At 33.4% G+C, this 13,238-nt stretch carries 9 protein-coding genes; 5 read left to right on the forward strand and 4 right to left on the reverse strand.

The features are described from left to right. The first annotated feature begins 393 nt into the window (after positions 1-393). The 3 genes from ACYSNX_RS06435 to ACYSNX_RS06445 all read left to right on the forward strand — a co-directional run bounded on the left by ACYSNX_RS06435 (position 394) and on the right by ACYSNX_RS06445 (position 4,145). Positions 394-1,029 (forward strand): HdeD family acid-resistance protein, encoded by a 636-nt coding sequence (locus ACYSNX_RS06435; RefSeq protein ID WP_461753856.1) that lies wholly within the window; start codon positions 394-396, stop codon positions 1,027-1,029. An 83-nt stretch (positions 1,030-1,112) separates the two neighbouring features. Continuing rightward, positions 1,113-1,697 carry a hypothetical protein gene (locus ACYSNX_RS06440; protein ID WP_461753857.1) on the forward strand — a complete coding sequence of 195 codons (585 nt, stop codon included), beginning with the start codon at positions 1,113-1,115 and terminating at the stop codon, positions 1,695-1,697. Positions 1,698-1,958: 261 nt separating this feature from the next. Further along, positions 1,959-4,145, forward strand: coding sequence for a glutamine synthetase III family protein (locus ACYSNX_RS06445; RefSeq protein WP_461753858.1), 2,187 nt, complete (start codon positions 1,959-1,961; stop codon positions 4,143-4,145). A gap of 369 nt (positions 4,146-4,514) precedes the next feature. Here the strand turns inward: ACYSNX_RS06445 and ACYSNX_RS06450 are convergent, their stop codons facing one another. The 4 genes from ACYSNX_RS06450 to ACYSNX_RS06465 all read right to left on the reverse strand — a co-directional run bounded on the left by ACYSNX_RS06450 (position 4,515) and on the right by ACYSNX_RS06465 (position 11,277). Next, complete coding sequence (locus tag ACYSNX_RS06450; protein ID WP_461753859.1) at positions 4,515-7,604, reverse strand: efflux RND transporter permease subunit; 3,090 nt, start codon at positions 7,602-7,604, stop codon at positions 4,515-4,517. 11 nt (positions 7,605-7,615) lie between these two features. Then, positions 7,616-8,713: an efflux RND transporter periplasmic adaptor subunit gene (locus ACYSNX_RS06455; protein WP_461753860.1), complete on the reverse strand. Its 1,098-nt coding sequence runs from the start codon at positions 8,711-8,713 to the stop codon at positions 7,616-7,618. An 18-nt stretch (positions 8,714-8,731) separates the two neighbouring features. Beyond that, entirely contained in the window at positions 8,732-10,003 is a 1,272-nt protein-coding gene (locus ACYSNX_RS06460; protein WP_461753861.1) for a TolC family protein, read from the reverse strand. A 440-nt stretch (positions 10,004-10,443) separates the two neighbouring features. Continuing rightward, complete coding sequence (locus tag ACYSNX_RS06465; RefSeq protein WP_461753862.1) at positions 10,444-11,277, reverse strand: META domain-containing protein; 834 nt, start codon at positions 11,275-11,277, stop codon at positions 10,444-10,446. Between the two features lie 468 nt (positions 11,278-11,745). On the opposite strand from ACYSNX_RS06465, the gene ACYSNX_RS06470 reads away from it, so the two are divergent. Both ACYSNX_RS06470 and ACYSNX_RS06475 read left to right on the forward strand, forming a co-directional pair. Continuing rightward, the gene (locus ACYSNX_RS06470; protein ID WP_461753863.1) at positions 11,746-12,384 is read left to right on the forward strand and encodes a helix-turn-helix domain-containing protein; all 639 of its coding nucleotides are present in this window, start codon (positions 11,746-11,748) and stop codon (positions 12,382-12,384) included. A 70-nt stretch (positions 12,385-12,454) separates the two neighbouring features. Continuing rightward, on the forward strand, positions 12,455-13,132 hold the full coding sequence (locus ACYSNX_RS06475) for a uracil-DNA glycosylase (protein ID WP_461753864.1): 678 nt from the start codon (positions 12,455-12,457) through the stop codon (positions 13,130-13,132). The last annotated feature ends 106 nt before the right edge of the window (positions 13,133-13,238 follow it).

Genomic DNA, 13,238 nt, shown 5'->3' on the forward strand with positions numbered 1-13,238 from the left:
AGTTTTGTCCTCCATACTACATTAAATAAGCAAGTACTAAGACGAGCAGGTTATCCATCTCTAAATGACATCTACTTAAAAGTATCGTAAAGTTAAGAACCGCCTTGGTACGGAACCGTATGCCGGGTGGTGTGAAAGGTCGGCTGAAGACATAATCTTCAGCCTCCTATTCTATTTATTAACTATCCATTAGGTTTGACTTGTCTAAAATTGCTCTTATCAAGAAATTATTAGGGGGTGTCTTTTAATAAAATATCATCATATAAATAGTAAGTTTATACTTCTTGCTACTAAATAATTTCTTATTTATTAAATATTTTAAGTTTTAATTGAAACAGATAGATTAATTAAGTTAAAATTTGTAAATTAGATAAGTAAAAAAAAATATAAAGTATGACAAGTTCAGTTATTGAAAACATTAGAAGAAATGTTAACCATTGGTACCTACCTGTTTTAGTAGGGGTGTTTTTTATCGTAGCAGGAGTATACATTTTTATGACTCCAGTAGCTTCCTATTTATCTTTAGCTATTTTATTTAGCGTTCTTTTCCTTTGTTCAGGATTTTTAGAGATCTTTTTTGCGCTTGCCAATAGTAAGCAATTACGTGGATGGGGTTGGATGCTAGGAGCAGGTATTGTGGATTTTGTAATAGGATGTTACTTAATTAGTTCGCCACCATTGGCAGCGGAGGTTTTACCTTTATTTGTAGGAATTGTTTTAATGTTTAGATCATTCCGTGGTTTAGGAATTGCTTTTGACATGAAGGCAATGCATACAAAAGGATATGGAAGCTTAATTGTTTTAGCTATTTTAGGATTAATCTTTGCATTCTTTATGATTTCGAATCTACAGTTTGGTGCTTTTACAGTAGTGTACTGGACTAGTTTAACTTTTATTTTCTTAGGAATTTTAAGTATGTATTTTGGTTTTGCATTACGTACTTTAAAGAGAAAAGGAGGGCAAATCAGCCAAGAATTAGTAGATAAATACCAAGCAATTCAAGAACAGATTAAAAAAGAGGTAGAATAATGGTGTTCTAAAGATTAATTTTATCTTAAATCTATACTAGGAAGTAAAAAAAATAGTATTTTTCAGTTTTAAATTAAAAGACTATGAGAAAATTATTGGGAATTACCTTATTTGTAGCTGCTGCAGCTATATTTGGTTCATGTGAAAAAAAGTATGAATATATTGGTGAAGAGGCTAGAGTAGGTATTATCTATTTGGATAGCTTTACAAAGGAATCTAATTTAGTGGTAAGCACAAAAGGTTATGAACACCCTTGGAGAATTAGCGATGGGGTATCTGTTTTTGTTTACTTCCTGGAAGACACTTATGGTGATGGAAGACCTGTTTGGACGCCACTACCTGCTAAATATTTTATTGATGTTCAACAAGGAAATACCACTTCAATAGCAGAAATAGAATATAACAATGCTTATACCGAAGAGGAAGTATTGCTAACGGCAAGAAGTTTTCAAGGATTAGACTTATTTAAAAAGGTAGGAAATGGAAATGATGCTATAAGCTATACTGATAAATTAACTTTTAAAGTAGTTTATCTTTCAGGGCCAAGACCAGTACCGTTTTCTGTAGCGAGTGAAGTAAAAGAAGATGGAACTGTTCCTTATGAGGTTTTAGAACAACAGTACAACCTGCAAAATGCAAAAATGGCTAGAATGAATCCTAGTAAATAATAGTAAAACCAGTAGAAATACTGGTTTTTTTTATGCCATAATTTATCAAAAGTTAAAAAAGCACTCTCTATAACTTTAGTCTTACTACTAAAAAATGTAGGGGGTGATTTTTTTTTAGGCCTGTTTTTTACTTAAAATCACCCAAAATTGTATTATTTAATTTTTTCTACAAAAAATATAGGGGGGTGTGTTGGTTTTTTTTAGTTTTTCACTACATTTGCGTCATCAAAAAGAGGGGTACCTTTCAAAAAAACTAAAATTATGTCAACATTTCGTTTTCGAGCAATTGAAAAAGCAGCTTCTAGAGAAGTTGTAAAAGTAGAGGAACTGGGTAGAAAATCATTAATTTTTGGAGACCATGTTTTTAATGATAAGGCAATGCGTCAATTTTTAACACCAGAGGCTTATCAATCGGTAAAAAATGCTCAATTAGGTATTAAAATCGATAGAAGGCTTGCAGATTACATCGCCTTAGGTATGAAAGAATGGGCAATGAGTAAAGGTGTAACACATTATACGCATTGGTTTCAGCCTTTAACGGGGATAACTGCTGAAAAGCATGATGCCTTTTTCGAAACCCAATTTGATGGGGATCCAGTGGAGAAATTCAATGGGAGTCAATTAGTACAACAAGAGCCAGATGCTTCGAGTTTCCCAAGTGGAGGAATCAGAAACACATTTGAGGCAAGAGGATATACAGCTTGGGATCCAACCTCTCCAGCTTTTATTTTCGGAAGTACTCTTTGTATACCAACTGTGTTTATTTCTTATACAGGAGAAGCATTAGATAATAAAACCCCACTTCTTAAAGCTATTACTGCTGTGGATGAAGCAGCAACAGAGGTAGCTAAGTATTTTGATAAAAACGTAAAGAAAATTACTACTACTTTAGGGTGGGAGCAAGAATATTTCTTAGTAGATACCGCATTAGCTTCTTCAAGACCTGATATTCTAATAACAGGAAGAACGCTTTTAGGACATACCGCAGCTAAAGGACAACAGTTAGATGATCACTATTTTGGATCTATTCCTACTAGAGTTTTGAATTATATGCATGATTTGGAGAATCATTGTATTTTATTGGGAATCCCTGTAAAAACAAGACATAATGAGGCTGCTCCTAATCAGTTTGAGTTAGCTCCAATATTTGAGGAGACTAACTTAGCAGTGGACCATAACTCTTTGCTTATGGATGTAATGAAAAAAGTTGCTGAAAAGCACTCTTTTAAAGTATTATTCCACGAAAAACCATTCAAAGGTGTTAACGGTTCAGGTAAACATAATAACTGGTCACTAGCCACAGATACAGGAGTTAACTTATTAAGTCCTAGTAAAACACCAAAGAGTAATTTACAATTCTTAACCTTTTTTATTAACACCATAAAAGCGGTAAATGATAATGAAGAGTTATTACGCTCGTATATTGCCTCCGCCAGTAATGATCACCGTTTAGGTGCTAATGAAGCTCCACCGGCTATTATGTCTGTATTTATCGGAAGACAATTAACAAAAGTGTTAATGGAATTAAAGGATGTTACAGATGGAAAATTATCACCGGAGGAAAAAACAGATTTAAAATTAAATGTAGTTGGGAAAATTCCTGATTTACTTTTAGATAATACGGATCGTAACCGCACTTCTCCTTTTGCTTTCACTGGTAATAAGTTTGAGTTTAGAGCTGTAGGTTCTACTCAAAACTGTGCTGGTCCTATGACAGCCTTAAATACTATTGTGGCTAAACAACTTAGAGACTTTAAAGTGGAAGTAGATACTTTAGTTGAAAAAGAGGGACTTAAAAGGGACGAGGCTATTTTCAATGTATTAAGAGAATATATTAAAGATAGTGAAAGAATCCTTTTTGAGGGAGACGGATACAGTCAAGAATGGGAAGAGGAAGCTGCAAAACGTGGGTTAAGTAATAATAAAGCTACCCCAGAGGCTTTAAAAGTTAGAATTGCTCCAGCGTCTTTAGATGTGTTTGAAAAAATGGGTGTAATGAGTAAGATCGAAATGGAATCTCGTTACGAAATTGAATTAGAAGAATACATTAAGAAGATTCAAATTGAAGCTAGAGTACTTGGGGATATGGCTAGAAATCATGTTATTCCAACAGCCATTAAGTACCAGAACACTGTCATTGAGAATGTGAAAGGTTTAAAAGAAATCTTCCAAGGAGATGATTTTAATGATATTGCAGAAGAGCAAGTGCAAATTATCAAAAAGATTTCCGAGCATATTTCTCAGATAAATAATAAGGTTACAGAAATGATTAACCAAAGAAAGAAATCGAACTTAATTTCAAATAAATACGACCAAGCTTACAGCTATTGTTATGAAGTTAAGCCTTATTTCGATGTAATTCGCTACCACAGTGACAAATTAGAGTTGCTAGTAGATAACGAGATTTGGACATTAACCAAATACCGTGAATTATTATTTATCAATTAGTTCCAGGATATACACTATCACTATAACAACACACACTTACTTTAAAAAGGTTTCGTCTTTAAAAGGCGAAACCTTTTTTGCTTTTAGACTATTGGTCATACAAGATGTATTTTAATCAACTAAAGTAGCTGTGCTATTACTTTGACTCTCAAAGGGGAAGTACCAATGTATGTATAGTAAACATTTTTATCGCTTTAGTACTTTATTACAATAGTCTCAACAAAGTACTTTAACTTCTTTAAAAAGCTTATACCACAATAGTAGTATAGAAGGTTACTTTGGGATTATTTTTTAAAAGAAAGTGCTAGGACTACTCTTTTATCAAGAGGTCCTAGCACCTAAACCAAGCAAATTACTAAAAAAATATTCCTATGCTCTCTTCTTTCTATAGGCTAAATAAAATAAGATAGGTAAAACAGTAAAGGACAGTACCATACAAATGATTAATCCACCTACAATCATAATGGCCAAAGGTTTTTGAATTTCAGAGCCCATACCTGTGGATAGTGCAGCAGGCAAAAGTCCCATAGACCCCATTAAGGCAATCATAATTACTGGTCGTATTCTACTTTTTACCCCTTCTTTAATTGCCTGGGTTAATTCCATTGAATGTTTTCTATTGTCTTGGATTTGACCAATTAAGACAATTCCATCAATGGTTGCTACTCCAAAGAGTATGATAAAACCAATCCCAGCGGAGATACCAAATATAGTACCTGTAACCCAAAGGGAGATAAATCCACCAATAAAAGCGAAGGCTAGAGTGATAGCAGAAATCAAGGTGTCTTTTACATTTCCAAAGTTAAAGTACAGCAGTAATAGGATAAGAACTAAAGAAACAGGAACCACTAAGGTGAGCTGCTTAGCTGCGCGTTCTTTACTCTCGAATTCTCCCGCCCACTGTACTTTATGATTTTTTGGAATAAATACATTTTGAGCAACTTTCTCCTTGGCTTCTGTTATAGTACTTTCTAAATCTCTTCCTTCAATACTAAATCCTACCGCTATATATCTACTGGCATTCTCTCTATAGATGAAAGCGGGTCCACTATGATAGTCAATTGTAGCAATTTCCTTTAAGGGAACTTGTTTGCCATCCAAGGTAGGGATTAGGATCTCACTAATTTTTTCTTGGGAATCTCTGTATTGTTTATCATAGCGAATTACAATGTCAAACATTCTCTCATTCTCATAAAAGGTAGTAGCTGTTTCCCCACCAATAGTCATTGCAATCACTGCCTGAGCATCTGCTGTGGTGACAGCATATTTTGCCATCTTTAATTCATTTAAGGCAATTCTTAGTTCTGGTTGACCAATATTTTTAAATACATTTAAATCGGTGATTCCAGGAACATCTTTAATGCTATTGGCAACTTGGTTGGCATAGTCTTCCAATTCAAATAGATTATCTCCAAATATTTTGACAACCAAAGAACTTTTTACCCCAGCAACATATTCTTCCACATTATCCTGTATAGGTTGACTAAAGCCAAATTTAACTCCTGGATATTTTTCCAGTTTCTCTCGCATTTGATCTAACAGCTCTTCTTTAGGAATCTTGTGTTCCCATTGATTTTCTGGTTTTAACTGGGTATGAAACTCAATATTGAAAAAACCTGTTGGATCTGTTCCATCATTTGGACGTCCTGTTTGTGTCAAGACAAATTCTACTTGTTGGAATTCCCTAAGATCTGCTTTCATTTTTTGACTTAGCTCTACCGATTCTGGTAAAGAAACACTACTAGGTAAGGTAGCTCGAATGTAAATGGCTCCTTCGTTTAATTTTGGTAGAAATTCTGCACCATAATAATGGAATTTTACCCCACAGAGCACTAGTAGAAGGCCAAAGGCAATTAGAGTTGCTTTTTTTCTCTTGAAACAAAAGTCAAATACCTTATAAATATTAACTCTAAAGAATCTAGATATAAAGTTTTCCCTTTCAGAAATATTCTTTGTCAAAAGTACTTTACACATGGCAGGTACATAGGTCAAACTTAAAATAAGAGAGCCTAGTAAAGCATACCCTAAAGTAAAGGCAAGTGGAGAGAACATTTTTCCTTCTACTTTTTGGAAAGAAAAAATAGGTATAAGTGCTACAATTAAAATCAGTAAGGCGAAAAAGATATATCCAGCTACGCTTGAGGCGCTTTTTCGAATTGTACCTAACTTACTCATTTTATTGAAGCGTTCCATACCCACAAGCTTGGCCTTTTTCTCCAAACCGACAAAGACCACTTCCACAATAACTAGGGTACCTTCCAGTAAAAGTCCAAAATCCAAAGCTCCCATCGAAATTAAGTTAGCAGGTAACCCTTGGATTCTAAGCATGATAATAGCAAATAAGAATGCTAAGGGGATTACCGAGGCTACTATAAAAGTGGTCCTCCAATTATATAGGAACACAAATACAATAATAGAAACAAGTATAATACCCTCGATAAGGTTTTTGGTTACCGTATGAACTGTATTGTTTACTAAATCTGTACGGTCAATAATAGGTTTAATCTGTACGCCTTTTGGTAAGATGCGATGATTTAGGTCTTCAATTCTTTCTTTTAAATGTGTAATTACCTCACTTGGATTTTCTCCTCTTAGCATGACTACAATTCCTTGGACTACATCCTCTTGGTCTTGATAGCTTACTTGACCCAATCTAGGTTTTGAGCTAACAACTACTTTAGCTACGTGTTTTACTAATACAGCAGTGGGCCCGTTTACTTGGATTAAGATATTTTCAATATCCTCTATATTATCTAGTAGTCCAACACCGCGAACTACATAGGCTTGGTCTGCTCTTTGAATGATGTCTCCACCTACATTTATGTTGCTGTTTTCTACTGCCTCAAATACATCTAGAGGGCTAAGATCATAGTTTTGTAGTTCAGTGGGATTAATTTGTATTTCATACATTTTTTGCTCCCCTCCAAAGCTAACTACATCTGCTACTCCAGGTACAGAGAGTAATTCACGCTCAATTACCCAATCCTGTATAGAGGTAACTTCTTTAATAGGTAATTCCGATTCTATAATATATCTAAAGATCTCCCCAGTAGCACCAGAGGGAGCTTCTATTTCATAGTCTGCATCTTTAGGTAAATCTACACCCATCATACGGTTATTGGCATATTGTTGGGCGTAAAAATCATCTACATTATCCTCAAATATTACCGATACAACCGAAAGTCCAAAAAGGGAAGTAGAACGTAGTTCAGCTTTTTTTGGAATGGTATTCATTTGTTTGGTAATAGGAAGAGTTATAAACTTTTCCATTTCCTCGGCACTTCTGCCAGGCCATTGGGTGATAATTCTTACCCTAGTATTGGTAACATCAGGGAAAGCTTCAATAGGAGTTTTAATATAGGAGTATATACCTGCAAAAAGTAGAAGTGCGACTCCAAAAAAGATAAAGATGGTGTTTTTAAGAGAAAATGCTACTATGTTTTTTACGAATTTCTGCATCGTTTATAGCTTTAAAATGGATTGTTTAATTGCTCATATACCAATAAGGCATTATTGGTTATAATTTGCTCTCCTTGTTCTATACCTGTATTAGTGTAAGTGAATTGGGAATTCCTAGCAATTGGATCAATTCTTCTTACTTCTTGATTACACCTGTCATTGAACACAACTATGTAATTTTGGTTATTGTCAAATACAATAGCGCTATTTGGAATGGCAACGGCCTTTTGTGAGGGAGAATCTAATTCTACAATAATATCTGCAATCATTCCAGGTCGCAATTTATAGTCTTGATTATCCATGATGATTTGTGCTTTTAAAACGCGCTGTTCACTATCCAATGTTTGGCTAATATTGTCGATTTTTGCTTCAAAGAACTCATTTGGGTATGCGGAGGTATTCACTAGTACTTTTTGTCCTTTTTTTACATGTTGTATATTGGCTGTATAAACATTGGCCATTACCCAGACCTCACTAAGGTCAGCCACTGTAAATAATGGATCCTCGCTACCCGATACACTACTACCTTTAGTTATAGTATTCTCTACTATATATCCTGAGATAGGAGCTTTAATCTCAAAGGCCCCATGGTTTTTACCACTTGGATTATGTCTTTGGAGATTTTTTTGTAAAGCTGCAATTTTAGAATCTATAATTTCTACTTCTGCTTGAGCCTCTAAAAACTCTGTATTAGAAGCAAGTCCATCTTCAAACAGGCTCTTTGTGGTTTGCAATTGCCTTTGGATGACCTGTTTTTCTGCAGTGGAGCTCTCTAACTCTTGTAATAAATCGTTTAAGTCAGTACTACTGATAAGAGCTAAGGTTTGATCCTTATTGACAAAGTCACCAAGAGAAAAATAGGTTTGTTGTATAACTCCTTCAATCAAACTGTGATAGGCTACTGTTTTTTGCTGGTTATACATGATTTGACCAGTTAAAGTAATGCTTTGTATAATGGGAAGTACCTCTACTTTTTGTATTTGTAAATCTTGTTGAATTTCAGAATCAATACAATAGGTTTTATCTAAAGTATGTGCATTGGTTTGGGTCTTTTGACAGCTTGCCAAAAGGGTAATAAAACATAAACAAGAAAGGGTATATTTCAGCATGATGTAAGAAAATTTCATTTATAATTCAGTTCCTATTGAATATTGTAAAGTTTCAAATTGATCTACAATTTGTTTTTTTGTATCTAGAATTAGTGATTTATTATCCAAATAAGCCTCTATAAAGTCTAAGTATTGGATTAGACTGACATTTTTGTTTTTAAAGTTTTCTTGATACACTCTCATTAATCGGTCCAATTCAGGTTCGTAGTCCTTATCCATTTCAAGGAGTAATTCTAGACTTTTAGTGTAGTTCTTATAAGCCTGAACAATGTCATTGGCAATAGAATTTTGTACTTGTTGTTTTTGTAGCGTACTCTTTTGTATTTCTAACTTAGCCTCGGCAATATTTCCTTTATTTCTATCAAATACAGGTAGGTCAAAAGAAACCCCAAAACCCACAAAGTTTCTCATTATATTTCCCCCTCTGTCATAATCTATCCCTAAGGTAATATCGGGAGTGTTCTGTGCTTTGAAAATTTCTAATTGTTTTAAAGACTGTAGTTCTTGGTTTTTCTGTATTTGAACATCAGCTCTGTTTTCTTGTGCTTTAATTATCCAGTCTTCTAAAAATATTTCAGTGACTTGGAAAGTGGGTAGCTCTAATGCATCAGTGATATATAAATGAATGTCCTGACCGATGTTTAAAAAGTTTTTTAACTCTTTTAAAGATTCCTGTTCATCACTACAAAGCTCTGTGTATTGCTTTTGAAATTGAAGCTGAGCTGCTTGTAAGCGGATATAATCCACCTGGCTTATATTGCCTAAATCAAATTGCTTTTTGAAGCCTTGTAATAAGGCCTTAGTGTATTGAATCTGCCCCTGGTAAAGTTTAATTTGTTCTTGAGTACTTTGAAGCTCGGTTAAAAGTGTTCTAAGGTCCAGTTTGCTTTGGGCCAATATGGCACTAAACTCTTGTTCTTTTTGCTCCACAGTTAAACGTTGGAGTTCAATATTTTTGCGGCGTTTTCCCGCAGTTTGAATTTGCTGTTCTAAGTGCATAGAAATTTGCTGGGCTTGTCCCCAATTTCCCCAAATTATAGGTTGGGTTTCAATATCTGTAGTTTTCCACAAATTCACCTCGGAAATTTCAAAGGTTGGATTTGGCCAAAGTTTACTTTGAATAACTTGGGCCTGAGCTTGGGAAATTTCAAGCCTTTGAGCAAGTAAGTCAATATTTTGCTCCATAAACATGGCTTCTATCTGTTGTTTAGATAGGTGTTTTGGGGTACCCTTAGCAAAAGTGGTTAAGCAAAATAGCCCACATCCTAAAAACAATAATTGTCTAAGCATAAAACATATTTCTTTTATTTTACAAACCTACCTTCTTAAGGTTATAACCAACTTCGAAGTGGATTAACTTTACATTAAAGCTACATTAGAGTTAGATTAGAGACCTAGAATAAAGTAGATTTATTGGTTATTTATACTTTTTAGTGATAATTAAAATATTATACTGTTAATTTACAATTATTAATTATTATAATGTTTATAGGATATAAGATATTTTCTTTTTGGTTGACTTGTGTTAAAGAAGAATACGGTAGGGTAGAGGCAAAAAAAGAGGCTATCTCATCAAGCTTACTTCCCTGTCATTGAGAAGTAATTATTAGATATAGTTTTTATTTCAGTTTACATAATTAAATTATACTAAGTAAAATACGATATTTATTAAACAAAAAAGGGGCTGTCTTCAAGTGTGAGACAGCCCCTTTGTATGATGTAAATCTTACTTAGTTTTTCTTAAAGCGTAGAACAACCATATCATCTGCATTAGATAATACTAATTCACCATCTACTTCTTTATATTGAGTAACTGCATTTAAATTGCTAGTAAATAAATTTTCTTCAACACCATCACAGAATCTTCTAGTCATAGCTACTTTGTCAAAGCTAAGTTGTCCGTTATCTGCTTTGAACTCTCCATTGAAAACATTACATCCAGTGTTTCCATTGATGTTAGTAGTGTCAAAGTTTAATGTTGGAAGCCCCATAGGGAATCTATCCTCAATTGTTTTCATACTTCTATCTAGAGGTTGGATAAAAGATAAAACCCATTGTGTTCCTTCTAAATTAATAATTTTCTCCGTTGGAGCTTGTTTTTCATGTGCGTGTTTAAAACTCATAAGTAAAACATCCCCAGAGTAAAACTGTAATTTATGATCTTGTATTTTAAAACTTGTAATTTCACTTAAAGCTTTTTTGAATACAAAATCGCTTACGCCTTGACAAGCCATCATTGTAGATCCTAAATGCTCTCCAATAGATAGTCCGCTTACTCCACTTACTTGGTAAGCTCCGAAGATATTATTACAACCATCGTTACCATTTAACGTGTTTTTTTCTGTGTCAAAATTTAAAGAAGGTGTTTTTCCAGGAAACAAATCTTTTAATGATTTACCTTCTGTAAAAGAATCACTCATAGATTCTAAAACCCATTTTCCTTGTAGTTCATTGTGAATAGCTAAGTCTTGAGTTTGATTTTCCATAGTGTTAGTAGGTACTGTTTTACAGCTAATTACCGATAAAGATAAAAAAGCTGCAAGAAGGATTAAATTTCTTTTCATTTCGTGAATTTTTTATGTTAAGCCAAATATACAGAAAACAAGTGGCATCAATATGTTAATGTTTCCTCAAAAAAGTAGATTTAGGTACTTATTTTTCATAAATACATAAGTAATGTATTGATTAGTAATAGATAAGCTTCTGCCTAAATAAGTAATAGAAATAACGATCTATAATCCTAAATCCTTGTAAATATGTAAAGATAACTGATTAAATTTTACAAAGTGCTCATTTTTGTCATTTTAACACATGTGATGAAGTTAATAAAAAATGTTAAATTATGTTATTTATTAGAGTTATTTGTATTTTTTAGTATAAAGAGCATATATTTGTAGTAATCTAATGGGTTTTTATAAAATCTTTGTAAACACTAGAATGCAAGATATTGCTACTTAGTTGAAATAGCAAGTGAATTTTAGCCTAGAAATACCATTAGACTGCAACCTATTATGACTTAAAAACCAATTAGAATGTTAGACACTTCAACAATATTGCAAAAGATCAAAAAGACGGTGGGGGTTAAAACAGATTTAGAACTTTCTAAATTGCTAAATGTTAAGCCTAATACTATTTCATCTTGGAAAAAAAGAAATAGCCTTCAATATGAAACCATCATTGAGTTATGTGAGAAGTATGATGTTGATTTGAATCAATTATTTAAGGACTCACCTATTAGTAGTTATACTACTGATCAAAGTAAAGGAAAAGTCAAAATGATTGGGGTAGACCAGCATTTGGAGTACTTTATAGATCCTGAGGCTGTCTTGCAAGATGCAGCTAGTTACGTGTTTCCAACTACAGAGCAAGTAGATATGGCTTTTCAAGTTGCCTCTGAAAGTATGTACCCAACTATTAGAACTTCTTGTTATGTTTTGGTAAAGCAGATGAATTTAAATCAAATTCAACCCCATAAGATTTATTTATATGTGGTTGATGGAAAAGGTATTTTTCTTAGTAGGTTCAAAAGGCTAACAGAGCACAATGTTTTATTATTTACCAATGACAATGAGAATATGGGTATTAATAAAGTGGAGCTCCAAAATATACGCGAAATATACGAAGTCAAAGCTTTATTTTGTCCTAACTTAAAACATATTGGAGATTTATAAGTTTTAAAGTCCCGAGTTAATCCTTTTTTGTTTTGTATTTTTGTTCTTTATTTTAATATACCTTTTCAATATGCAATGGATTAAACAAAAGTGCTGGGCAAATGTGTTAGATAGTCAAAGAAAGCAATCTTATTTCAAGGATTTACAGAGTTTTGTCAAAGAGCAATATGCCGAGAAATGCGTCTATCCTAAAGAAGAAAATATTTATAATGCCTTAGAACTTACCCCTTTTGATAAAGTTAAAGTAGTTATTCTTGGACAGGATCCTTACCATGGAGAATTTCAAGCTAATGGACTCAGTTTTTCGGTAAATAAAGGAGTGAAGATTCCACCTAGTTTAGTGAATATATATAAGGAATTGGAAAGTGACTTAGGTATTAGAAATGTTTTAAATGGGGATCTAAGTTCTTGGGCCTCTCAAGGTGTTTTGTTGTTAAATGCAACACTGACTGTAGAGCAGAAAAAACCAGGATCACACCAAAATAAGGGATGGGAGATTTTAACTGATTATATAATAGAACAATTATCCTTACAAAAACAAGGTATAGTGTTTGTTCTTTGGGGAAGTTATGCCCAGAAAAAGGGTAGGAATATTGATACAAAGAAACACTTAGTAATTCAAAGTGCACATCCTTCTCCTTTATCGGTATATAGAGGTTTTTATGGTAGTAAGCCTTTTTCTAAAATTAATACCTATTTACAAGAAAATGCACAAACACCTATAGATTGGAATATACCTTCTAGGTAAATTGCAAAAAAATAAACCACGTGAAATACTACACTATACGTGGTTGGAAATAAAAAAGAATGCCTGGAATAATTTTCAGGCATTCTTTTTTATGGAATAGTAGTAA

Source organism: Myroides sp. LJL115 (assembly GCF_054871665.1).